Below are 23768 nucleotides of genomic sequence, written 5' to 3' on the forward strand. Positions count from 1 at the left end.
CAAACACCCGGCAGCCAGGAATGGCATTGCCACACGGGACTGCGTTCGCCGACAAAGAAAAAAGGAGTCCGCCTGTGGCTATTCGCTATGGCAAAGGGCTGATAGGAGGAGCGGTTGTCGTCGCCCTTCTGGCCCTGCTGGTCCACTGGATTGGCATCAACACGATCGAACATTACCGCGACGATTTGTTGTTTTACCTGCAAGCTCATTTGATTCTTGTGATTGTCTCCATGCTGGCCGCCCTTGTCGTGGGCATACCCGCCGGTATCTTCCTCAGCCGCCCGACCATGGTTGGACGCGCCGAACGCTTCATGCAGATCTTCAACATCGGCAACACCGTGCCGCCTCTCGCCGTACTGGCCATCGCCCTGGGTATCCTCGGCATCGGCAGCGGCCCTGCGATCTTCGCCCTGTTCCTCGCCTCGCTCTTGCCGATTGTGCGCAATACCTACGAAGGGCTGAAAAACGTCCAGGGTTCACTCAAGGAAGCGGCCGTCGGCATCGGCATGACACCGGCTCAGGTGCTGTGGCGGGTTGAACTGCCGAACGCGGTGCCGATCATCATTGGTGGTGTGCGTGTCGCCCTGGCGATCAACGTGGGTACTGCGCCTTTGGCGTTCCTGATCGGCGCCAATAGTCTGGGCAGCCTGATTTTCCCTGGCATCGCCCTGAACAATCAGCCGCAACTAATGCTCGGCGCGGCCTGCACCGCCCTGCTGGCCTTGCTGCTCGACGGCCTGGTGATACTGGCCAGTCGTCTCTGGCTCGAACGCGGCCTACGCCCGTCTTAAGCCTCGGCAAAGGAATAATCATGAAGACCTACTTTTCAAAGAAGTTCGGCTTGTTACTGGGCTGTGTCCTGCTGTTTGCAGGAGTTGCCCAAGCCGCCGACAAACCCGTGATCCGTATCGGCGCCCGGGTGTTCACCGAGCAAACCCTGCTCGCGGAAATCACGTCCCAGTACCTGCGCACCAAGGGATATGACACCCAGGTTACGGGTGGTCTGGGTAGTAACCTCGCCCGCAGCGCTCAGGAAAGCGGCCAACTGGACCTGATATGGGAATACACCGGCGTGTCGCTGGTGGCTTACAACCACATCACCGACAAACTCGACAGCGCTCAGTCCTACGCCAAGGTGAAAGAACTTGACGCGAAAAAAGGCCTGGTCTGGCTGACGCCGTCGAGGTTCAGCAACACCTACGCCCTGGCCCTGCCGGAAAAAACCGCGAAGGCTTATCCGCAGATCAACACCATCAGCGAGCTGAACACGGTGATGCAGGCTGAGGCGAAAACCAACCACCTCGTGGCTCTGGACACCGAGTTCGCCAACCGTTCCGACGGCATGGCCGGCATGGTCGACCTCTACGGCATGAACCTCACCCGTAAAAACACCCGCCAGATGGACGCCGGGCTGGTCTACACCGCCTTGCGTAATGGTCAAGTGTTTGCCGGTCTGGTCTACACCACAGACGGTCGTTTGAACGCCTTCAAGCTCAAACTGCTGGAGGACGACAAGCACTACTTCCCGGACTACACCGCGGCCCCCGTGGTGCGTCAGGAGTACTTGAGCGCCCATCCGAAACTGGCGGAAGAAATCAAACCGCTGGCTGAGCTGTTCGATGACGCCACCATGCGTACGCTGAATGCGCGGGTCGATGTCGGCCACGAAAGCCCTTCATCCGTTGCCGCAGATTTCCTGCGCCAGCACCCACTCAACTGAGGAGGAAAAGACATGGAATTTTTGAACGCCTTTTCCCATCTCGACTGGGCGCAGGTCGCGCACCTGACCTGGCAGCACATCACCCTGGTCGGCATTGCGGTGACCTTGGCGATCCTCGTCGGCGTGCCGCTGGGCATCCTGATGACCCGGTTCCCGAGCCTCGCCGGCCCGTTGCAAGCCAGCGCCACAGTGCTGCTGACCGTGCCGTCGATTGCGCTGTTCGGCCTGCTGCTGCCGTTCTACTCGAAATTCGGCCAGGGCCTGGGCCCGATGCCAGCGATCACCGCCGTGTTCCTGTACTCGCTGCTGCCGATCATGCGTAACACCTACCTGGCGCTGACCGGCGTTGAGCCGGGCATCCGCGAAGCCGCCCGCGGCATCGGCATGACCTTCGGCCAGCGTCTGCGCATGGTCGAACTGCCGATCGCCGTGCCGGTAATCCTCGCCGGTGTGCGCACCGCCGTGGTCATGAACATTGGTGTCATGACCATCGCCGCGACCATCGGTGCCGGTGGCCTTGGTGTACTTATTCTCGCTTCAATCAGCCGCAGCGATATGTCGATGCTGATCGTCGGCGCCGTGCTGGTCAGTCTCCTGGCCATCTTCGCCGACCTGCTACTGCAATGGCTGCAACGCACGCTGACTCCAAAAGGACTCCTGAAATGATCGAACTTCAAAACCTCAGCAAGACCTTCCAAAGCAACGGCAAAGACGTAAAAGCCGTGGACTCGGTAAGCCTGACCGTCAATGAAGGCGAGATCTGTGTGTTCCTCGGGCCATCGGGTTGCGGCAAAAGCACCACGCTGAAAATGATCAACCGCCTGATCAAGCCGACCTCCGGCAAGATCCTGATCAATGGCGAAGACACCACCGACCTCGACGCCGTCACCCTGCGTCGCAACATTGGTTATGTGATCCAGCAGATCGGTCTGTTCCCGAACATGACCATCGAGGAAAACATCACCATCGTTCCGCGCCTGCTGGGCTGGGACAAACAGAAATGCCACGACCGCGCCCGCGAGTTGATGAGCATGATCAAGCTCGAGCCCAAGCAGTATCTGAATCGCTATCCGCGTGAACTGTCCGGTGGCCAGCAGCAGCGGATCGGCGTGATTCGCGCCCTGGCAGCAGATGCACCACTGCTGTTGATGGACGAACCGTTCGGCGCGGTCGACCCGATCAACCGCGAGATGATCCAGAACGAATTCTTCGAGATGCAACGTGCACTGAACAAGACCGTGATCATGGTCAGCCACGACATCGACGAGGCGATCAAGCTGGGTGACAAGATTGCGATTTTCCGTGCCGGCAAACTGTTGCAGATCGATCATCCGGACACGTTGCTGGCGCACCCGGCAGATGAATTTGTCAGTAATTTCGTCGGCCAGGACAGCACGCTTAAGCGTCTGTTGCTGGTAAAAGCCGAAGACGCCGCTGACAACGCCCCGTCCGTGAGCCCGGAAACGCCGGTGGCGGATGCGCTGGAGCTGATGGACGAGCATGACCGTCGTTATGTCGTCGTCACCGACGGTGAGAACAAGGCGCTCGGGTACGTACGACGTCGCGATCTGCACCGTCAGACCGGTACGTGCGCGCAGTACCTGCGCGAGTTCAACGCCACGGCGGCGTACGACGAACATCTGCGCATCCTGCTGTCGCGCATGTACGAGTTCAATCGCTCGTGGCTGCCGGTGATGGATGCCGATCGGGTGTTCCTGGGTGAAGTGACCCAGGAATCGATTGCCGAGTATCTGAGCTCCGGCAAGTCCCGTGGTGGCAAGACCAGTATTGTTTCGCCAGCTGAGACTGCGCTGGCCTGACAACCCTGTGGCGAGGGGATTTATCCCCGTTGGGCTGCGCAGCAGCCCTGAAACCGGCACCCACGGTGTACCTGATATACCGCACGCTAAGGTTTTACGACTGCTTCGCAGCCGGACGGGGATAAATCCCCTCGCCACAACAGCACCACCAATCCCTTCGAAAATCCCCATTCGGGGAACATCACACTGTCATGCAGGTCGGTTACATCAGTAGCTGTCAGGGACCGCACGACGGAAGCGTGCAAAAACGCGACATTTTTTGTTGATCTCAAGCCCCTCACGCCCTAAAGTTCGCGCCGAACGTCCATGCTGGAAACGATCCATCCGGCTCAAGTACTGACGACGAGACAGCAAGGCCAAGGGAAGCTGCACCTCCCGTGGCCTTTTTGCTTTCGGCGACATGCCTTGGGAAGTAGGCGAACCAAAGTGGGGATACGGAGGACGTTCAGGAGGGTGTGTCATCAATGAAATCACGAGTGCGCCGGAGCCTGCTTTTGTGCAGCGCAAGGCGCGAGGCCCGCGATTTGGTTGTTCCAAATAAGGGACGAGCAACGCAGCCCTGCGCAAAAGCAGGCCCGACCCTTCGGGTTGTGCCTGAGCGCGCGCCATGCTGCGTTGCAGGCCTTGCGAAGGGAATGACCATGAGCAGCGGCCTACGCCTTGCCTGGCCCGCGCTCAGGCGCAACGCACTCGCGATTTCATTGATGACACACCCTCGCACCCATTGATTAATCTAGTTTGCCAGTAGGAGTTCCCAGCATGTCGATCAACGTCGAAGACTATTACGCGCGCGATACCTTCAACAAATTGAAGGCGTTCGCCGACACGCAAGAAACCCCGTTCGTGGTGATCGACACCGCGATGATCAGCCAGGCCTATGACGACCTGCGCGCCGGTTTCGAATTCGCCAAAGTCTATTACGCGGTCAAGGCCAACCCGGCCGTCGAAATCATCGACCTGCTCAAAGAGAAAGGCTCGAGCTTCGACATCGCGTCGATCTATGAGCTGGACAAAGTGATGGACCGTGGCGTCAGCCCCGACCGTATCAGCTACGGCAACACCATCAAGAAATCCAAAGACATCCGCTACTTCTATGACAAGGGCGTGCGCCTGTTCTCCACCGACTCTGAAGCCGACCTGCGCAACATCGCCAAGGCCGCGCCGGGTTCGAAAGTCTACGTGCGCATCCTCACCGAAGGCTCGACCACGGCTGACTGGCCTTTGTCGCGCAAATTCGGCTGCCAGACCGACATGGCCATGGACCTGCTGATTCTCGCCCGCGACCTGGGCCTGGTGCCTTACGGCATCTCGTTCCACGTCGGCTCGCAACAGCGCGACATCAGCGTGTGGGACGCGGCGATCGCCAAGGTCAAAGTGATCTTCGAGCGACTGAAAGAAGAAGACGGTATCCACCTGAAGCTGATCAACATGGGCGGTGGCTTCCCGGCCAACTACATCACCCGCACCAACAGCCTGGAAACCTACGCCGAAGAAATCATCCGCTTCCTCAAGGAAGATTTCGGTGACGAACTGCCGGAAATCATTCTGGAGCCAGGCCGTTCGTTGATTGCCAACGCCGGTATTCTGGTCAGCGAAGTGGTGCTGGTTGCGCGCAAATCCCGTACCGCCGTCGAGCGCTGGGTGTACACGGATGTGGGCAAGTTCTCCGGCCTGATCGAAACCATGGACGAAGCCATCAAGTTCCCGATCTGGACCGAGAAGAAAGGCGAGATGGAAGAAGTGGTCATCGCCGGCCCGACCTGTGACAGCGCCGACATCATGTACGAGAACTACAAGTACGGCCTGCCGCTGAACCTGGCCATTGGCGACCGCCTGTATTGGCTCTCGACCGGTGCCTATACCACCAGCTACAGCGCTGTTGAATTCAACGGCTTCCCGCCACTGAAATCGTTCTACGTGTAAACGTCGACGCAGCCATCAAAAAGCCCATGACATGTCATGGGCTTTTTTGTGTCTGCCATTCGCTGCGATGATCGTTCCCACGCTCTAAAACAAGATCAGCCTCGTTGCACTCGACCGCTTCTACAGTGGGGTGAGGTTGTGCTCCAATTCGGCGGTGCGTAGGGCATAGTCATCGGCCATTGCGCGGATGTGTGGATCGGTTGCGTTCATCAGCTCTTTACTCGCCACCCGCAGGAAATTCAGATTCCCGCCAGCCAGTGCCTGACGCAACCAGTCCAGCGCTTGCTCGATATTCCCCTCGCCCGCCAGCACGGCGGCATAACTGAACTGCCCGCGAAAATCCCCGCCGACGGCCGAGCGCCGATACCAGTTGCGCGCCGCCTGCGGATCCGCTGAACAGAACTGCCCTTCTTCCAGATAACGCCCGAGCAAATTCATCGATTTCGCATGACCGAGCTCGGCGGCGTGGCGGTAGAACCCCAAGGCTTGCACTTGATCCTCGACCACCCCGCGACCGGTCGCAAGGAGGTTGGCCAGGTTATACATCGCCCAATCCAGGCCCGCTTCAGCGGCGATTCGATAATGCCGCGCCGCCAATGATGCGTCGGCGTTGCACCCCCAGCCATGCTCATGACAACGACCGAGCATGTTGCGCGCCATCAGATGCCCACGCTGTGCGGCGATCTCGAACCAGCGCACGGCCAGCGGCTGATCCTGCTCGATTCCTTGCCCATCCAGGAGGATCTGACCGAGCAGCGCCTGAGCATCGACGATGTCTTCGCGGGCAGCGCTCAGAATCGCCTGAGCGGCGCGCGCCGGGCTTTCGTCGAGCATGGATTTGAGGCCGTCACCGTCGAGTACTTCTTCGCGGCGTAAACGGAAGTCCGCCACTTACACCTCGACCCAGCGACGCAACAGATTGTGATAAGTACCGGTCAGGCGGATCAGCGAAGGGTGGTCGGGCATGTCCTGGGTCAGCTGCTGGATCGCCCCGTCCATTTCGAACAGCAAGGCGCGCTGGCTGTCCTCACGCACCAGGCTTTGGGTCCAAAAGAATGAGGCAAAGCGTGTTCCGCGAGTGACGGCATTGACCTTGTGCAGGCTGGTGCCGGGGTACAGGACCATGTCGCCAGCGGGCAACTTCACTCGCTGGGTGCCGAAGGTGTCCTGGATCTCCAGCTCTCCGCCGTCATAGTCCTCAGGCTCACTGAAAAACAGCGTCGCGGACAGATCGGTGCGCACCCGCTCAATGCTGTTTTTAGGCTGGCGCACGGCGTTGTCGATATGAAAATCGAAACTGCCACCCGCCGTGTAACAGTTCAGCAACGGCGGAAAGACCTTGTGCGGTAACGCGGCGGACATAAACAGAGGATTTTTCCACAACCGCTCCAGCATCGCCGCGCCGACTTCCTTGGCCAGCGGATGACCTTCGGGCAGCTGCAGATTGTGCTTGGCCTTCGCTGATTGAAAACCCGCAGTGATTTTGCCATCCGCCCAATCAGCTTGCTCCAGGGCCTCTCTGATGCGCTGCACTTCTTCTTTCGCGAACAAGCCGGGAATGTGCAGCAACATGGGAAGACACCTGAAGGCAAAGGGGCGGCAATGGTATTGATTCTTATTGCCTGTGTAAAACCCCCCAGACGAATGAAACACCAAAAACCGTAAGGGTAAATTGTAAAGAATGTAAATTCTTCGCAAATAGTAACGTTTCGCAATTGATACAAATACGCGTCTACCCTATATTCCGCGACCTCAAATCCTTGGGGAGGGGAATTCCGATGTCACGCCAACAACCACAATTACCTGTCAGTTCACCGCGTTTGCTCGCGTCTGCAATTGGCGTGGCAATCACCGCCGGCTCGGCTGGCCAAATGGTTTTCGCTGCTGAAAAGACCGACGCCAAAGCAGCGGGCAATGCGATTTCCCTGGACGCCACCGCCATCACTGGCGAAGCGCAGGACGCTACCAGCTACAACGTCGAGAAAGCCTCCTCGCCCAAGTACACCGCGCCGCTGGTCGACACGCCGCGCTCGATTACCGTAATTCCACAACAAGTTCTCAAGGACACCGGCGCCCTCAACATGCAGGATGCGCTGCGCACCGTTCCGGGCATCACCTTTGGTGCCGGTGAAGGGGGCAACCCACAGGGTGACCGTCCATTCATTCGCGGTTTCGATGCCCAGGGCGATACGTACCTGGACGGCGTACGCGACACCGGTTCGCAAAGCCGCGAGATCTTCGCGGTCGAATCGATCGAAGTCAGCAAAGGCCCGAACTCGGCCATTGGCGGTCGCGGCGCTGCCGGCGGCAGCATCAACCTGGTGAGCAAGAAAGCCCACCTGGGCGATTCGCTCGACGGCGGATTCACCTGGGGTTCGGACCAGACCCAGCGCTACACCTTCGACGGCAACTACCAGTTCACTGACACCGCCGCTGGCCGTTTGAACCTGATGAGCCACGAAAGCAACGTCGCTGGCCGTGACAGCGTCGACTACGACCGTTGGGGCATCGCGCCATCCGTGGCCTTCGGCCTGGGCACCGACACTCGCGTCAACCTTGATTACTACCATCTGGAAAGCAACGACACCCCGGACTCGGGTATTCCGTACAGCATTCCGGTGGCCGGTTCTGCCGCGCGCACCAAGTCCAATCCGAGCACGCCGGACGACGGCGGCGACAGCAGTAACTTCTACGGTCTCGACGGCCGCGACTTCCGCAAGGGTCGTACCGACACCGCAACCATCGCCATCGAGCACGACCTGAACGATGCACTGACCGTCAAGAACACCTTGCGCCACGGCAGCAGCATGCAGGATTACATCCTGACCCAGCCGGACGACTCCAAGGGCAACGTCAACAACGGCAGCGTGTGGCGGCGGGCCAACACCCGTGTCAGCAACACCGATACAACGACCAACCAGACCGATCTGTTTGGTGACGTTTACATCGCCGGGTTCAAGAACAGCTTCGCCACCGGTATCGAGCTTAGCCACGAGAAGAGCGAAAAATCCTCGTACACCGTCAACACGGACACCACGCCAGGCACCGCCGCCGCGACCACCAACTGCACCCCGGCAATGATCGGCGCACCAAGTGGCTACAACTGCACCTCGCTGTCCAACCCGAACCCGAGCGATCCATGGAACGGTTCGATCGCACGTAACTACGCCGGCACCGACACTTCCAGCACCACGCGCGCACTGTACGTGTTCGACACCCTGGAATTGTCCTCGCAATGGCTGGTGAACATGGGTCTGCGTTACGACCACTTCGACACCAAGTACAAAACCTACAACGCAGCCGGCGCGACCGTCGTGACCAACGGCGTTGCGTCCAAAGGCAAAGACACCAGCGAATTCGTCACCGGCCAGTTCGGCGTGGTCTACAAGCCCGCTGAGAACGGCAGCATCTATGCGTCGTACGCGACTTCCGCCACTCCGCCAGGCAACACCCTGGGCGAAGGTCAGGAAGGCAACCCGCTGGGTGGCTCGACCGACCGTGCCGGCAACTTGCTGAGCAGCGACATGGAGCCGGAAACCACCAAGAACTACGAAATCGGTACCAAGTGGGATCTGCTGAACGATCGCCTGTCCCTGACCGCCGATATCTTCCGCACCGAGAAAGACAACGCCCGCGTTCAAGTCGACACCACGTCGTACGAAAACGTCGGCAAAACCCGTGTTCAAGGTGTTGAATTGTCGGCCACCGGCAAGATCACCGAGAAATGGCAAGTCTTCGCCGGATACGCCTACATGGACAGCGAGCAAGTCGATGGTGGTGACCTGCCGGCTAACAAAGCCAACGATGGCAACGAACTGCCTAACACGCCGAAAAACAGTGCCAGCCTCTGGACGACCTATCAGGTCACGCCGAAGCTGACCATCGGTGGCGGCGCGTTCTACGTCGACGACGTATTCGGCAGCGTGGCCAACACCACGATGGTTGATGACTACGTGCGTTACGACGCCATGGTCGCCTACAAACTGACCAAAAACGTCGACCTGCAGCTGAACGTGCAAAACCTGACCGACGAAACCTACTACGACAAAGCGTTCTCGACCCACTTCGCCAACCAGGCGGCGGGCCGTACAGCGTTGCTGAGCACCAACTTCCACTTCTGATCATTAGTCGGTGGTCGAATGCATAACTGTGGCGAGGGAGCTTGCTCCCGCGGGGGTGGCGGTGCCACCCCAATACCAGACAGTGCGGTCTATCAGTTAAACCGCATGACTGCTTAGCGGGAGCAAGCCCCCTCGCCACAAAAGCACTATTGATTTTCAAACGCCCCGTTCATCCAGATGAGCGGGGCTTTTGTGCGTAATAAAGAAGGCTTCTCGATAACCCACGGCATAATGCACGCCGTGATTTTCATTTTCGAACGAACAAGGCGAGCGACGTGTTGAAGAAAACCCTGTTCCAGTTGCACTGGTTTTTCGGCATCAGCGCCGGGCTGGTCCTGGCCCTGATGGGCATTACCGGGGCGACGGTATCGTTTCAGGATGAAATCCTGAGCGCACTGAATCCGTCGGTGCTGCAGGTCGAAAAGCAGGTGGCCGGCGTGTTGCCGCCCGCCGAGCTGGTGGAGCACATCGAAGCCGCTTCCGGAAAAAAGGTCTCGATGCTCACCGTCGAGACGGACAGCGGTGCGGCGGCGAAGGTGTGGTTCACGCCGAAACCGGGTGAGCGTCGCGGCGAGATGCGCTACTTCAATCCGTACAACGCCGAGTTCATGGGCGATGCCTCCGGCCAGGACTTCTTTGGCCTGATGCTGCGACTGCACCGCTTCCTCGCCATGGGCGATACCGGCCGGCAGATCACCGGTGCCTGCACGCTGATTCTGGTGTTCTTCTGCCTGTCCGGACTTTACCTGCGCTGGCCACGGCAGTGGCGAAGCTGGCGCGCCTGGCTGACCCTCGACTGGAAGAAAAAGGGCCGCAGCTTCAACTGGGATCTGCATTCGGTTGCCGGCACCTGGTGCCTGGTGTTCTACCTTTTGGCAGCTTTGACCGGGTTGTCCTGGTCTTACGAGTGGTACAACAAGGGCCTCACCCGATTGCTCTCCGACTCGCCGCAAAACGAACGCGTCCGTGGCGGTCGTGGCCCAGCCCCAAGCGGTCCGGCGCCGACAGCGGATTACGCAGCCATGTGGAGCAGCATCTACAGCGCTGCCGGTCCGAACCTGTCCGCCTACAACATTCGTATGCCGCCGGTGGCTGGGCAACCGGCAACCGTGTTCTACCTGCTTAACACCTCGCCCCACGACCGTGCCCTGAACCAGATCACCCTCGATCCGGCGACCGGCATCGTCAAGCGCCATGATCGCTACACCGAAAAGAGCCTTAATGCGCAATTGCTGACCAGCATTTATGCCCTGCATGTCGGCAGCTATTTCGGCATTGTCGGGCGCGTGATCCTGACAATTTCCGCACTCATGATGCCGCTGTTTTTTGTCACCGGCTGGTTGCTGTACCTCGATCGTCGTCGCAAGAAAAAGCAGATCAAAAATGCGCGCCAAGGCCTGACACAACCCGGTAGCGATACGCCGGCGTGGTTGATCGGTTTCGCCAGCCAAAGCGGTTTTGCCGAGCAGTTGGCCTGGCAGACCGCCGGGCAATTGCAGGCTGCCGGTCTGCCTGTGAAGGTTCAGCCGCTGGCCACTGTCAGCGAGCAGGACTTACGGGATTCGGATAATGCACTGTTCGTGGTCAGCACCTTTGGCGACGGCGAAGCGCCTGACAGTGCACGGGGTTTCGAGCGCAAAGTGCTGGGTCGCGCGTCGAGCCTGGACAGCTTGAACTACGCCGTACTGGGTTTGGGTGATCGGCAGTATCAACACTTCTGTGGATTCGCCCGACGCTTGCACGGCTGGCTGGGTGAGCACGGCGGCAAGACGCTGTTTGCGCCCGTGGAAGTCGACAGCGGCGACCCTTACGCCTTGCGTCACTGGCAGCAACAGCTCGGCGTGGTGACCGGTCAGGCGCCCGTGGACACCTGGCAAGCGCCCAGCTATGACAACTGGACGCTGACCCGCCGGGAATTGATGAACCCGGACAGCACAGGTTCACCGGTTTACCTGTTAGGTCTGACGCCCCCTGCTCCTAGCGGTTGGCTGGCCGGAGATCTGGTGGAAGTGATGCCACGTAATTGCCCGTGGGCGATCGAGCACTTCCTCGACGGCCTGGGGATCGACGGGCGTGCCACCGTGGAACTTGATGGGTTGTCGCAAACACTGGATCAGGCCCTTGCCAGCCGCCAACTGCCCGAGAACCGAACCCACCTGGTCGGCTTGCATGCCCAGGCGCTGGCGGATGCGTTGGTGCCTTTGGCCATGCGTGAATACTCCATCGCCTCGATCGCGGCCGATGGCGTGCTCGAGCTGATCGTGCGCCAGGAAGTCCATCCTGACGGCAGCCTCGGCGTCGGTTCCGGCTGGTTGACGGAGCACGCCCCTGTGGGCGGCGCTGTCAGCCTGCGGGTACGTCGCAACAGCGGTTTTCATCTGCCGGTCGAGCCGGCACCGATGATTTTGTTGGGCAATGGCACCGGTCTGGCGGGTTTGCGCAGCCTGCTCAAGGCGCGGATTGCCGACGGCCAGCAACGGCAGTGGCTGATCTTTGGCGAGCGTAATCGCGAGCACGATTTCCTCTGCCGTGACGAGCTTCAGGAATGGCTGATTTCGGGTGATCTGGAGCGCCTGGACCTGGCGTTCTCGCGGGATCAGGCGGAGAAGATCTATGTGCAGGATCGACTGCGCGAATCAGCAGAAGAATTGAAGAAGTGGCTGGCTGACGGTGCGGTGATTTACATCTGCGGGAGTTTGCAGGGCATGGCGTCGGGCGTGGATCACGTACTCAACGAAGTGCTCGGGATATCCGAGGTCGACCGGTTGATCGAGCAAGGCCGCTATCGCCGCGACGTCTACTGACTGGAAAAACCTTGTGGGAGCCGCCCGGACCAAGCGCGCTCCCACAGGAGGAATGGGTCAGGCGTTGACGGGCTCTACGGCCAGCTCTACCACTTCCGGCCGTTTGAGCAGTGCATACGTCACTGCCGTCAGCAGACTTCCCGCGACAATCGCCAGCAGATACAGCAATGCGTGGTTGATCGCATTCGGGATCGCCAGCACGAACAATCCACCGTGCGGCGCCATGAGTTTGCAGCCGAAGTACATCGACAGCGCGCCGGTCAACGCACCACCGGCGATGCTGGCCGGGATCACCCTTAGCGGGTCCTTGGCGGCGAATGGAATCGCTCCCTCGGAAATGAAGCACAGCCCCAATACCAAGGCCGCCTTGCCCGCTTCGCGTTCGGTCTGTGCGAACTTGCGCCGGGCAATGAACGTGGCGATGCCCAGCCCTATCGGCGGCACCATGCCCGCTGCCATGGTGGCGGCCATCGGTGCATAACTTTGCGAAGCCAGCAGCCCCACCGAGAAGGCATAAGCCGCCTTGTTGATCGGCCCGCCAAGATCGACGCACATCATCCCGCCCAGGAGTACACCCAGCAGAATCGCGTTGGTGGTGCCCATGCTGTCGAGGAAATGGGTAAGGCCTTCGAGCATCCCGGCGACCGGTTTGCCGACCACGTAAATCATCACCAGACCGGTGAACAGACTCGCCAGCAATGGAATGATCAGGATCGGTTTCAGGGCCTCGAGACTTTGCGGCAACCGTGCATAACGATTGATCGCCTGGGCTGCATAACCGGCGATGAAACCGGCAATGATCCCGCCAATAAAACCCGCGCCCAAGGTGCTGGCGAGCATCCCGCCAATCATCCCCGGCGCCAGCCCCGGGCGGTCGGCGATGGAGTAGGCAATGTAACCCGCCAGCAGCGGCACCATCAGCTTGAACGCGGTTTCGCCGCCGATCTGCATCAGGGCGGCCGCGAGGGTGCCTTCTTCCTTGAATGCGGTGATGCCGAACACGAACGACAACGCGATCATCAAACCGCCCGCCACCACCATCGGCAGCATGAACGACACCCCGGTCAGCAGGTGCTTGTAGACGCCGGTCTTCTCTTGTTTCACCGCGCCCTTGGCGCCGCTTGCAGCACTTTCCTGCTTGCCTTCGGCCAAGGCTTTTTTCAGCGTCGCCTCCGCTTGCTTCAACGCTATTCCGGTGCCGCAGCGGTAGATTTTCTTGCCGGCGAAACGCTCGGTAGCGACTTCGATATCGCAGGCCAACAGCACCACATCGGCGTCGGCAATGGCGGCAGCGCTCAACGGGTTGCGTGCGCCAACTGAGCCCTGGGTTTCCACCTGCAAGTCGTAGCCCAAACGATTGGCCGCTTGTTGCAGGGCTTCGGCGGCCATGAAGGTGTGCGCAACACCGGTCGGGCATGCGGTGATGGCGACTATTCGGGGGGCGTTTTGACTTGTGGCAACCGGCTCGACAACGGCGGCAGGGGCGACATACATCTGCGCCTCTTCCGCGCCCTTGCGCAGCACGGCTTCAACGTCCTGCAGGGCCTGGGCCGGGGTGCTCTGGAATACGCGCTTGCCGACGAATCGCGACATGTCCACGGGCGCGCTGGTCACCAGCAGTATCCACTCGGCCGCCTCGATCGTGGCGGCCGACATTTGGCGTTCCGGGTGCGCGGCATCAGTGACTTCGACGCTGGTGCTCCAGCCTTGACGCTGCGCGGCGGCATCGAGCAAGCGCGCGCACAGCACACTGGTGACCATGCCATTCGGGCAGGCCGTAACAATGGCTAACTTCATGACAAACCCTCTTATTGTTCTGTCAGGGGGCGCACGCGCACACCCTGCTCAAGCCGCGCCAGTTGCGCGGCATCACCGATGCCGAAACCGATCTGGGTGACCGCCATGGCGGCGATTGCAGTGGCGGTTCGCAAGGTCTGCTCAGGCGTGTCTGCGCTGAGCAAACCGTGGAGCATGCCCGCCAGCAATGAATCACCCGCGCCCACCGTGCTGACGACGCTGACCTTGGGCGGCGTGGCGTGCATGGCCGAACCGACACTGAACCAGTTCACCCCGTCGGCGCCGTGGGAAATCACCACGTGCTCGATGCCTTGGGCATGCAGGCGGCTCGCCACTTCAGCTTGAGCGGCCACCGACACCACCTCGCAACCGAGCACGTCGGCCAGTTCTTCGGTGTTGGGCTTGATCAGCCACGGGCCGGCCTTGAGCGCTGCGCGCAAAGCCTCGCCACTGGTGTCGAGAGCAACGTTCAGCCCCAGATTTTTCAGCCGCACGATCAACGCCTGCAACCACGCAGGGCTGATACCTTGGGGCAAGCTGCCGGCGACGACGACCGCATCATGACCGGGTGCAATCTGATCGAGTCGATCAAGCAACGCCTGCTGCGCCGCTTCGCTCACGAGCGGTCCGGGGCCGTTGATGTCGGTGATTCGCCCGTCGGCTTCCGCCAGTTTGAGGTTGCTGCGCGTTTCGCCGGGAACCCGGATAAAGGCGTCGACAAAACCGCGCTTGGCGAACAGGGCTTCGAAGGCCTGAAGATTGTCTTCACCGAGAAAACCACTGACGGTGAGCTGATGCCCGAGGTCCGCCAGTACTTGCGCCACGTTCACGCCCTTGCCTGCGGCGTGGGTGTGCATCGCGTCACTGCGGTTGACTTGACCGGGTTCCATACGCGACATCTGAACGGTGAGGTCCAACGCCGGATTAAGTGTCAGGGTCAGGATCCGGGCCATTACAGCGCCTCCACTAATGCGCGCACTTCATTCGCGCTGCCCACGATCAGGGCCTGTTGAGCGAGGGTTTGCACCTGAGTCAGGTCGAGTTCGCGAATGCGCGCCTTGACCTCGGCGATGCTGCGGCCAGAAACGCTCAGCTCATCGACGCCGAGGCCGACCAGTACAGGCACTGCCAGCGGATCGGCCGCCAACTCACCGCACACGCCCACCCATTTGCCATGGGCATGGGCCGCGCGCACGGTGATGTCGATCAGTTGCAGTACGGCCGGATGCAAGCCGTCAGCCTGTGCCGACAAGGTCGGATGACCACGGTCGATGGCCAGGGTGTACTGGGTCAGGTCGTTCGTGCCGACACTGAAGAAGTCGACCTCTTTGGCCAACACTGGCGCCAATAATGCCGCCGACGGCACTTCGATCATGATCCCCAGTTGCAGGTCCGCGACCGGAATTTCCAGGCGCAGGCGCTCGGTCATGTCTCGGGCCTGGCGCCATTCATCGACGCTGCCGACCATGGGAAACATGATGCGCAACGGACGGTTATCGGCAGCGCGCAACAAGGCACGCAATTGCGCCTCCATGACCTTGGGACGCTGCAGGGTCAGGCGAATGCCGCGCACACCGAGGAACGGGTTTTCTTCCTTGGCAATCGGCCAATACGGCAAGGGTTTGTCGCCGCCAACGTCGAGGGTGCGTACCACCAACGGCCGCCCCTCCAACCCGTCGAGCACGCGGCGGTATTCAGCTTCCTGGGTCGCCTCGTCCGGCGCTTGCGGATGGGCCATGAAAATCAGCTCGGTGCGCAGCAGGCCGATGCCTTCGGCGCCCTGCTCCACCGCACTGGTCACCCCCGCGCTTTCACCGATGTTGGCGAACACTTCGACCGCGTGACCGTCGGTAGTGAGTGCCGGCTGATGCCGCTGCTCGGCGGCCATCTTCAGGCGTTCTTCGCGGGTGTCGCGTTCTTCCGTCGCGCGCTGCAACGTGGCGCTGTCGGCGTCGACATGCAATCGACCACGCTGGCCATCAAGCAGCAGCGGCGTGCCCGGCGCCAGTAACAACACGGCGGCGCCAGCACCGACCAGCGCCGGAATGCCAAGGGCACGGGCGACGATCGCGCTGTGAGCCGTCGCGCCACCACGCGCGGTGAGAATGCCGGCGACCCGCACGGGATCGAGCCGCGCCACATCGGAGGGACCGACCTCATCCATCACCAGGATATACGGTTGCTCCGGCTCGCTCGGGGTTTCGACCCCACAGAGTTGCGCCAGTACGCGACGACCGATGTCACGCAAGTCGGCCGCGCGTTCGGCGAGCAAGGCATCCTGCAGCGATTCCTGTTGTCTGGCCGCCGCTTCGATCACGCCCATCCACGCCGCTTCGGCACTTTCGCCTTGCTTGAGGCGCGTGTCGACTTCATCGGTCAATTCCGGGTCGTCGAGCATTTCCTGGTGGGTGATGAAGATCTCGCGGATGGCCTTGGACTGACTGCGTTCGATCAGGCCTTCAATGTCGCGACGCACTTGCTGCAGCGCTTGCTGGAGACGTTCGCGCTCGATGGCGGCGGACTCTCCGCGCAACGGGTATTCGATGGTTTGCAGCACCTGGATATGCGCCGGGCCGATGGCAATTCCCGGTGCGGCGGCGATGGCCTGGATGACGCTGCCGGAGGCGGGTGCGAGCAGCACTTCGGCAATGTCGGTCAACACGGCGCTTTGTTGGCTCACGGCTGGCAACGGTTCGACTTCCTCACCCAGGCCCTCCTCGATGGCGGCCAGCAAGGCCGGCAAGGCGTCTGCCGCAATGATGGGTTCGGCGATGAACTCCAGCACTTGGCCACGACGCGCACCGAGGCTCAGCAACTTGCTCAGGCTCTTCACAGAGACGGCGCTGTCGTGACCATCGACAATGCGTACGCGGATCTCGCCTTCGAAGCTTTTCGCCAACTGAGCCAGAATTTTCGCCGGACGGGCGTGCAATCCATGGGCGTTGGCCAAGGCGATACGGGCGCTTGGCCAATCGGCCGGCAGTTCGCCGCCGAGGACTTCAAGCACGGCGCGACTGCTGGTAGCGCGACCCAATTCATGGCCGCGACCTTCAATCAACAGCGCGCAAAGTCGTTCGAGCAAGGCTTGGTGCGCTTCTCCGAGGCTGGCCAGGCAGAACAGTCCGCTCAGCGGTTGCCCGAGGTAGCGTATCGGCTTGTCTGGCGTGACGAAGGCCAGGCCTGGGCGCTTCACCGTTTGTTCGCTGTGCAACCACCACAGACCATCACCGAGGGGCAGCGCTTCAACCTGCTGCAACACCGCGGCAAAGCCGTTGCTCACGCAATCAGCCTGGCGCAGCAAACGTGCACCACGCCAAACCAGCTCTTCGAAATCATCGGCGGACACGCCAAGGCCGATCATCTGCGCGTCCAGTGCCAGTTCCTGCGGTGCGCCTTGCAGCAGTTTCAACAAGGCTTCGGCGGAGCTGGCACGACGCAGGGCCTGGCCCAGATCGGTTTCGCCGAGGGCTCGAGTGAGCAGTTGCAGCAGACGCAGGTGTTCATCGGACTTGGCGGCAATGCCAATCGCTAGGTAGACAATTTGACCGTCACCCCAGTCCACGCCCTCAGGGAATTGCATCAGCCGCACGCCGGTGGAAAACACCTGATCGCGGGTTTGCGGCGTGCCGTGGGGGATGGCAATACCTTGACCGAGAAAGGTCGAGCCCTGGGCTTCACGCGCTTGCAAACCGGCGAGGTAACCCTCGGCGACCAAGCCATCGGCAACCAGGTGCCGGGCCAGCAAGTCCAACGCTGCAGGCTTATCCACGGCTGATTGGCCCATGGAAATCTGCTCAATGGTGAGCTCGAGCATGCTTTCTCCTTTTGGCACCCTTTGGGAGGCCAGGTATTGTTTTTGAGGATTCAGCTTAGGCGCTTGTTCATCTTATTTGGCAGTTTCGCGGCAGAACTGGCAAAGGCACCTAAAACGTAGAAAATACGCCTGCTGAAACGTTTAATCTATAACGATCGGCACGTTACTCGATAATGTCTCATCCTTGAAGCGCAACTTGTCGGTTACGTTGCGACAATGGTCGCCTGCCGGAATCGGGTAGGATTGTCGAAAATGTCGGGGCACGCTCGAACAAACAAGGAAATCCCGAGTTGAAACTCAGTGATATCGCACAGTTGGCTGGTGTCTCCGTGACCACCGCCAGTTATGTCATCAATGGCAAGGCTGAACAGCAGCGGATCAGCAGCGCCACGGTCGAGCGCGTCCGCGCGGTCGTCGAACTGCATGGCTTTACGCCCAACCCACAGGCTGCCGGACTGCGAAGCCGGCACACCCGCACGCTGGGTTTCATTCTGCCGGACCTGGAAAACCCCAGTTACGCGCGGATTGCCAAGCTGCTGGAACAAGGCGCTCGTGCTCGCGGCTACCAGCTGCTGATCGCCAGCTCGGACGACGCGCCTGACAGCGAACGGCAACTGCTGCAACTGTTTCGAGCCAGGCGTTGCGACGCCCTGATCGTCGCCAGTTGCCTGCCAACCAGCGACGACAGCTATCGCCAATTACAGGCCAAAGGCATACCGATCATCGCGATTGACCGGGTCATGGAACCCGAGCATTTCTGCTCGGTAATCAGTGACGACCGGGAAGCCAGCCTGCAACTGACCCACAGTCTACTGGACCCTGTGCCCAAACAGATCGCCCTGATTGGCGCTCGCCCCGAACTGAGTATCAGCCAGGAGCGCGCCGCCGGGTTCAAAGAGGCCTTGGCCGGGTTCAAAGGCGAGGTGCTGATCGAACACGGCGAATCCTTCAGCCGCGAATGTGGCAAGCAGTTGATGGACGAAATGCTTCAGCGCCTGGGGCATTTGCCGGACGCTCTGGTCACGACGTCCTACGTGTTGTTGCAGGGCGTATTCGATGCCTTGCACGACTTCCCGCTGAAATCCCGCCCGCTGCGTCTGGGCACTTTTGGTGACACGCAGTTGCTGGACTTCTTGCCGTTACCGGTCAACGCCATGGCCCAGCAGCATCAACTGATTGCCGACAAGGCGCTGGAGCTGGCCTTGGCCGCTATAGAACAATCGGACTACCAACCCGGCGTGCAAGCCATCGCGCGGACATTCAAGCAGCGTATTCGCCAGGACTGAACCGTGGAGCTGATCGACACCCACACGCACCTGGATTTTCCCGACTTCGACGCCGATCGCACGGCGTTGCTGGCCGAGAGTCGTGCGCTCGGTGTTCAGCGGATGGTGGTGCTGGGGGTTTATCAGGGGAATTGGCAACGGGTCTGGGACCTGGTGCAAAGCGATCCTGACTTGCACGCGGCGTTCGGCTTGCATCCGGTGTACCTGGATCAACATCAGCCAGAGGATTTGCCTGAACTCGGTGACTGGCTGACACGGTTAGCCGGTCATCGGCAGCTGTGCGCGGTGGGTGAGATCGGTCTGGATTATTTCATCGAGACCCTGGACCGCGAACGCCAGCAAGCGCTGTTCGATGCGCAACTGCAACTGGCGGTGGACTTTGACTTGCCGGCGCTGATCCACGTGCGTCGCAGCCATGCGGCAGTGATTGCTACGCTCAAACGGTTTCGCTTGAAACGCGCGGGAATTATCCATGCGTTTGCGGGAAGCAAGGAGGAGGCTCGCGAGTACATCAAGCTGGGTTTCAAACTCGGCCTGGGTGGCGCTGCAACATGGCCGCAGGCGCTGCGCATGCACCGCGTACTTGCTGAACTGCCACTGGACGCCGTGGTGCTGGAAACCGACTCGCCGGACATGGCGCCCGCGATGTTCGCCGGTCAACGCAACAGTCCGGCGCATTTGCCGGACATTTGCGCCGCATTGGCGCAAATTATGGGGATCAGCCCCGAGCAGTTGGCAGCGGTCAGCAGTGCCAATGCGCGTGAAGTGTTCCGCTGGTGACCCACGTAGCGCCTTGTAGGCGCTGCGGTGTTTTCAGACCCGGAACGCACTGATCAGCTGTTTCAACTCCACCACCTGAGCCGACAATGCACGGCTGGCATCTTCGGTCTGGTGGGCCCCTTCGGCAGTACGCTCACCTGCCCGATTGATCTCGACGATGTTCTGGTCGATGTCGTGGGCCACGGCAGTTTGTTGCTCCACGGCGGCGGCGATCTGCTGGTTCTGATCGACGATCATGCCCACAGCGCCAAGAATATTTTCCAACGCTTGCTGGACCTTCTCCGACTGCCCGACAGTGCCGCTTGCCATCTGATGACTGGTGCCCATGGCTTTCACCGCTGCGCCTACGCCGCTGTGCAGCCTGGTGATCATCTGCTCGATTTCTTCGGTCGATTGCTGCGTGCGCTTGGCCAGTGTCCTGACCTCATCGGCCACCACCGCGAATCCACGGCCCTGCTCACCCGCCCGCGCAGCTTCAATTGCCGCGTTGAGTGCCAGCAGGTTGGTTTGCTCGGCGATGCTTTTGATCACTTCCAGCACACGACTGATGGATTGGCTGTCGCTGGCCAGTTGATTGATCACCAGGACAGATTGATCAATTTCGCCGGCAAGGGCTGCGATGCTGCCCTGCTGTGACTGCACAAGTCCGCGGCCGTTGAGGGTTTCATCGTTGACGCTGTGCGCGCTGCTAACCGCGGCGGCGGCACTGCGCGCTACCTCCAGAGAGGTGGCGGACATCTGGTTCATGGCCGTGGCGACCTGCTCGATCTGCGAGCGCTGTCCCGCCACTGCCTGGTTACTTTGGGCAGAAACGTTTTCGACCTGACCGGCCTGGCGCTCGACCTCGCTGACGGTTTGTCCGACGCGCTCGATCAGGTCATGGATTTTCTTCACGGTCCCGTTGAACACTTCGCCCAACTCGCCGAGTTCGTCGCGACTGTTGGCACTGAACGTCACTGTCATGTCGCCCGCCGCGACTTTGTCCATCACGGCGCCAAGGCGCTTGAGGGTGGTGCGGGTCGAGGCGTAGAAACCGCCGTATAGGTAAAAGATCAACACGAACACCACCGACAGCGCCACGGCCTGAAGGATCATATGCGTGCGATTTTGCTCCAGTCGTTGCTGTAACTGGGTGCCGAGAAATTTCAGGGTGGCTTCGTTGAGTTGGTAGGTTTGGTCCATCAGGCCAGTGACGGTGTCGTAAAAACCTTGCCACGGCGCATCAAGCGTATCGGCCATCACCACCTGTTCTTCGAACAGTTCACTGGCTTTTTTAAGCGAGGCGTTGCTGGTGTCGGCCAGAGCCGTCAGCGAGTCCTTGGCCGCTTTGCTCGACCCCAGTGTGTCCTGCAATTTCAGGCCGTACTCAGCCTGGAGCTTTTCGATCTGCACCAGCAATTCATCAAATCGGGTGCTCGATGCCGAGTTGAGAAAACCCTGCCCCAGGGAAAAAGAGCCCATCGCCCGGCCTTCACCCAACAGCTGGGTGACCGGTGGAGTGACAGTGGTGATGAGTTCGGTCAGTTGGCGCATGTCGCTTTGAGTGTCGCGACTCAGGCCCGCCTGACTGGCAATGATCTGGCTGAAAATTTGTGCGCTGCCGAGTAACTTGCCAATCATCCCGCTTTTGCTTTGCAGGGAGCTTTCCGCTTGCTGGGCTTTGAATGCCGCAATCATCTCATCGCGCTTGGCATCGAATACCGCGATCTGCTCGGGGTCCGTGGACATTGCGGCCAGACCTTGCAGACGAGCCAGTACGCTTTGCTCCAGCGCGCTGATTTTCGATTCGACATTGCCGGCTTTGCCTGACTGACCCAGGGTGACGTTGATCTGCACCAGGTTGTTCAGAGTCTCGAGATCGCGACGAAGTGCCAGGCTGTTGCCGAGTAAGTCGATGCTTTGCAGTTCGATTCGGGTGCCCTGAAATTCGCGATAGGAATCTCGCACCAGATAGAAGTTGGTCACCAGCATCGGTATGAGGAACAGCACGCTGATCAGGCTGAACTTCATGCCGAAGCTCAGGCGATTCATTAGCGCGACGGCGGGATAGAGCAAGCTCTTCACTGTGAAGTCTCCCTTGGATTTCTTATTTTTATTGGCAGGCGCACAGAGAAAGCAGATAGCCACTATTGGGCGCTATCTCTGTATAGCTTAAATCGGCAGGAGGTTTTGTAACTTAAGGTTAACGAAGGAGGGATTCGTGTAGCAGCGGGTGAAGCCGTCATTGGATTTGGCAACCTGCGACGGCTTCGCCGCCGAACGCAGGCTTCGCCAGCTGCTACAAGGTGGTTGTGTTCAGGGAAGGACAGTCCACAAGGCGAACCCGGCGTACCAAAGCAACGCTGCGCGCAGCAGCAGTTCCCAAATGCGGTCCAGGCTGTTGATACCGTCGGGCCCGACCACCGGTGCCGGTATTTCACCGGCCACCAGCCCGACCTTCTCGATCAATTGGGCAGCGCTGATGTTCCAGTTGAGCAGTTCATGCAGCATCACCCGACTGACCGCGACAAAGTTGCCCACCAGCGCAAAGCTCGCCGCCAGCAGGCGCACCGGTATCCAGTCGAACGCATGTCGCAATTGCGCAGCGCGCTCGGTGACCGCCGGGTTTTTCCCGTGTTCTTCGGCCAACGCTAACAGGCGATAGCTGAGTGCCGCGACCGGACCCAGCAGGAAATACCAGAAAATCACAGCGAAAAAGCTTTGGTAAGCCTCCCACAGCAAGTGACCTTCGACGCGCTCCAGCAGTTGTTCGCCGTTGTCGGCACAAATGCCCAGATCGCGGTTCGCAACGTGTGCTGCCGCCTGCAGATCTTCCCGACGCCAGGCATCGCGAAACGGGCCAAGACCGGCCAGCAAATCGCCACGGCCCAGGCTGTAGATCACTACCAGCAAATGCACTGGCAACGCCAAAAGACCGTAGGCCACCGGCTCAAGCACGATCAACAGCAACCCCAGCACCGCGACCGGCAGTAACACGAGCACGATCAATATCAGCCATGGGTGGCTGGCAAAGCGTGGGCTTGCTTCAAGCTTGTTCAGTTCGCTTACCCAACCACTGTCGCGCTGAACACGATGACGAAGGGCCGAGAACTTCTCGATCCAGACCGCCAACAGCAACACCAGAAAACTCATTGTTGTTCCTCTTTTGCCAAGGCCGCGCGATAGCGAGCCCAGTCGAACGCTGGACCCGGATCGGTTTTACGTCCGGGTGCGATGTCACTATGACCGCAGATACGCTGTGCCGTGATGGCCGTGAAGGCGCTTTGCAGCTGTCGGGTCAGGGCCGTCAATGCAGTGTATTGAGCATCGGTGAACGGCAGATCATCCGTACCTTCCAGCTCAATGCCCACGGAAAAATCGTTACAGGTTTCCCGGCCTTCGAAAACCGAGACACCCGCATGCCAGGCGCGCTCAAGACAAGAGACAAACTGGGTGACCTTGCCGTCACGTTCGATCAGGAAATGCGCGGACACCCGCAGATCAGCTATCCCTTCAAAGTAGGGATGCTCTGTGACGTCCAGGCGATTCTGGAAAAACGCCTGCACCTTACCGGTGGCGAACTGCGCGGGCGGCAGGCTGATGTTGTGGATCACCAGCAGGGAAATTTCGTCCGTGGGGCGCGCATTGAAGTTAGGCGAAGGGCAGACCTGCACGCCCTGACACCAACCACTTGCGGGATCCAAGTGCATACCGGTTCCTTGAG

Annotated in this window: 17 protein-coding genes and 1 pseudogene; 9 read left to right on the forward strand and 9 right to left on the reverse strand. The window is 60.2% G+C overall.

Features of this window, described 5'->3' with window-relative positions; translation table 11 throughout:
* The first annotated feature begins 74 nt into the window (after positions 1-74).
* The 5 genes from H7698_RS11285 to H7698_RS11305 all read left to right on the forward strand — a co-directional run bounded on the left by H7698_RS11285 (position 75) and on the right by H7698_RS11305 (position 5463).
* Positions 75-791 (forward strand): ABC transporter permease, encoded by a 717-nt coding sequence (locus H7698_RS11285; RefSeq protein WP_162440780.1) that lies wholly within the window; start codon positions 75-77, stop codon positions 789-791.
* Positions 792-811: 20 nt separating this feature from the next.
* Entirely contained in the window at positions 812-1720 is a 909-nt protein-coding gene (locus tag H7698_RS11290; RefSeq protein WP_194691425.1) for a glycine betaine ABC transporter substrate-binding protein, read from the forward strand.
* A gap of 12 nt (positions 1721-1732) precedes the next feature.
* Positions 1733-2386: an ABC transporter permease gene (locus H7698_RS11295; protein WP_162440778.1), complete on the forward strand. Its 654-nt coding sequence runs from the start codon at positions 1733-1735 to the stop codon at positions 2384-2386.
* Positions 2383-3540: an osmoprotectant ABC transporter ATP-binding protein OsmV gene (locus tag H7698_RS11300; RefSeq protein ID WP_162440777.1), complete on the forward strand. Its 1158-nt coding sequence runs from the start codon at positions 2383-2385 to the stop codon at positions 3538-3540. The genes H7698_RS11295 and H7698_RS11300 overlap by 4 nt, the downstream gene beginning before the upstream one ends.
* Positions 3541-4299: 759 nt before the next feature.
* Positions 4300-5463 (forward strand): type III PLP-dependent enzyme, encoded by a 1164-nt coding sequence (locus tag H7698_RS11305; RefSeq protein ID WP_162440776.1) that lies wholly within the window; start codon positions 4300-4302, stop codon positions 5461-5463.
* Positions 5464-5583: 120 nt separating this feature from the next.
* On the opposite strand, the gene H7698_RS11310 is transcribed toward H7698_RS11305, so the two are convergent.
* Together H7698_RS11310 and H7698_RS11315 are read right to left on the reverse strand one after the other, a co-directional pair.
* Positions 5584-6297, reverse strand: a complete 714-nt coding sequence (locus H7698_RS11310) for a tetratricopeptide repeat protein (protein ID WP_194691481.1) — start codon at positions 6295-6297, stop codon at positions 5584-5586.
* 57 nt (positions 6298-6354) lie between these two features.
* Positions 6355-7035, reverse strand: coding sequence for a Fe2+-dependent dioxygenase (locus H7698_RS11315; protein WP_162440775.1), 681 nt, complete (start codon positions 7033-7035; stop codon positions 6355-6357).
* Between the two features lie 206 nt (positions 7036-7241).
* Here H7698_RS11315 and H7698_RS11320 point away from each other — a divergent pair, with 206 nt between their 5' ends.
* Both H7698_RS11320 and H7698_RS11325 read left to right on the forward strand, forming a co-directional pair.
* Positions 7242-9584, forward strand: coding sequence for a TonB-dependent receptor (locus H7698_RS11320; protein ID WP_194691426.1), 2343 nt, complete (start codon positions 7242-7244; stop codon positions 9582-9584).
* 275 nt (positions 9585-9859) lie between these two features.
* Positions 9860-12388, forward strand: a complete 2529-nt coding sequence (locus H7698_RS11325) for a PepSY domain-containing protein (RefSeq protein WP_194691427.1) — start codon at positions 9860-9862, stop codon at positions 12386-12388.
* Positions 12389-12445: 57 nt separating this feature from the next.
* Here the strand turns inward: H7698_RS11325 and H7698_RS11330 are convergent, their stop codons facing one another.
* Genes H7698_RS11330 through ptsP form a run of 3 tightly spaced genes read right to left on the reverse strand, consistent with a single transcriptional unit; the run spans position 12446 to position 17999 of the window.
* Positions 12446-14185, reverse strand: a complete 1740-nt coding sequence (locus H7698_RS11330; RefSeq protein ID WP_194691428.1) for a PTS fructose-like transporter subunit IIB — start codon at positions 14183-14185, stop codon at positions 12446-12448.
* Positions 14186-14196: 11 nt separating this feature from the next.
* Positions 14197-15138 carry a 1-phosphofructokinase gene (pfkB, locus tag H7698_RS11335; protein ID WP_162440771.1) on the reverse strand — a complete coding sequence of 314 codons (942 nt, stop codon included), beginning with the start codon at positions 15136-15138 and terminating at the stop codon, positions 14197-14199.
* On the reverse strand, positions 15138-17999 hold the full coding sequence (gene ptsP / locus H7698_RS11340) for a phosphoenolpyruvate--protein phosphotransferase (RefSeq protein WP_194691429.1): 2862 nt from the start codon (positions 17997-17999) through the stop codon (positions 15138-15140). Before ptsP ends, pfkB begins: the two co-directional genes overlap by 1 nt.
* A gap of 290 nt (positions 18000-18289) precedes the next feature.
* Between ptsP and cra the strand changes: the two genes are divergently transcribed.
* Both cra and H7698_RS11350 read left to right on the forward strand, forming a co-directional pair.
* Positions 18290-19285: a catabolite repressor/activator gene (gene cra / locus H7698_RS11345; protein ID WP_194691430.1), complete on the forward strand. Its 996-nt coding sequence runs from the start codon at positions 18290-18292 to the stop codon at positions 19283-19285.
* 3 nt (positions 19286-19288) lie between these two features.
* The gene (locus H7698_RS11350; RefSeq protein ID WP_194691431.1) at positions 19289-20065 is read left to right on the forward strand and encodes a TatD family hydrolase; all 777 of its coding nucleotides are present in this window, start codon (positions 19289-19291) and stop codon (positions 20063-20065) included.
* A 33-nt stretch (positions 20066-20098) separates the two neighbouring features.
* On the opposite strand, the gene H7698_RS31830 is transcribed toward H7698_RS11350, so the two are convergent.
* From H7698_RS31830 to ampD, 4 genes and pseudogenes are all read right to left on the reverse strand, one after another.
* Entirely contained in the window at positions 20099-21028 is a 930-nt protein-coding gene (locus tag H7698_RS31830) for a methyl-accepting chemotaxis protein (RefSeq protein WP_442966285.1), read from the reverse strand.
* Positions 21005-22096: pseudogene (locus H7698_RS31835) on the reverse strand (methyl-accepting chemotaxis protein); the annotation flags it as partial. The pseudogene H7698_RS31835 and the gene H7698_RS31830, both read right to left, overlap by 24 nt.
* Before the next feature lie 264 nt (positions 22097-22360).
* The gene (ampE, locus tag H7698_RS11360; RefSeq protein WP_194691433.1) at positions 22361-23197 is read right to left on the reverse strand and encodes a regulatory signaling modulator protein AmpE; all 837 of its coding nucleotides are present in this window, start codon (positions 23195-23197) and stop codon (positions 22361-22363) included.
* Entirely contained in the window at positions 23194-23754 is a 561-nt protein-coding gene (gene ampD / locus H7698_RS11365) for a 1,6-anhydro-N-acetylmuramyl-L-alanine amidase AmpD (protein WP_194691434.1), read from the reverse strand. The genes ampE and ampD overlap by 4 nt, the downstream gene beginning before the upstream one ends.
* Positions 23755-23768: the final 14 nt, after the last annotated feature.

Origin of the sequence: Pseudomonas sp. p50(2008), assembly GCF_015351605.1 — a bacterium.
GTDB lineage: Bacteria > Pseudomonadota > Gammaproteobacteria > Pseudomonadales > Pseudomonadaceae > Aquipseudomonas.

Coding starts and splice junctions, on each gene's coding strand:
- H7698_RS31830 (WP_442966285.1), bottom strand. CDS start 21,028: ATGACAGTGACGTTCAGTGCCAACAGTCGCGACGAACTCGGCGAGTTG.
- H7698_RS11330 (WP_194691428.1), bottom strand. CDS start 14,185: ATGAAGTTAGCCATTGTTACGGCCTGCCCGAATGGCATGGTCACCAGT.
- H7698_RS11295 (WP_162440778.1), top strand. CDS start 1,733: ATGGAATTTTTGAACGCCTTTTCCCATCTCGACTGGGCGCAGGTCGCG.
- H7698_RS11290 (WP_194691425.1), top strand. CDS start 812: ATGAAGACCTACTTTTCAAAGAAGTTCGGCTTGTTACTGGGCTGTGTC.
- H7698_RS11305 (WP_162440776.1), top strand. CDS start 4,300: ATGTCGATCAACGTCGAAGACTATTACGCGCGCGATACCTTCAACAAA.
- pfkB (WP_162440771.1), bottom strand. CDS start 15,138: ATGGCCCGGATCCTGACCCTGACACTTAATCCGGCGTTGGACCTCACC.
- H7698_RS11320 (WP_194691426.1), top strand. CDS start 7,242: ATGTCACGCCAACAACCACAATTACCTGTCAGTTCACCGCGTTTGCTC.
- H7698_RS11310 (WP_194691481.1), bottom strand. CDS start 6,297: ATGCTCGACGAAAGCCCGGCGCGCGCCGCTCAGGCGATTCTGAGCGCT.
- ampD (WP_194691434.1), bottom strand. CDS start 23,754: ATGCACTTGGATCCCGCAAGTGGTTGGTGTCAGGGCGTGCAGGTCTGC.
- ptsP (WP_194691429.1), bottom strand. CDS start 17,999: ATGCTCGAGCTCACCATTGAGCAGATTTCCATGGGCCAATCAGCCGTG.
- ampE (WP_194691433.1), bottom strand. CDS start 23,197: ATGAGTTTTCTGGTGTTGCTGTTGGCGGTCTGGATCGAGAAGTTCTCG.
- H7698_RS11315 (WP_162440775.1), bottom strand. CDS start 7,035: ATGTTGCTGCACATTCCCGGCTTGTTCGCGAAAGAAGAAGTGCAGCGC.
- H7698_RS11300 (WP_162440777.1), top strand. CDS start 2,383: ATGATCGAACTTCAAAACCTCAGCAAGACCTTCCAAAGCAACGGCAAA.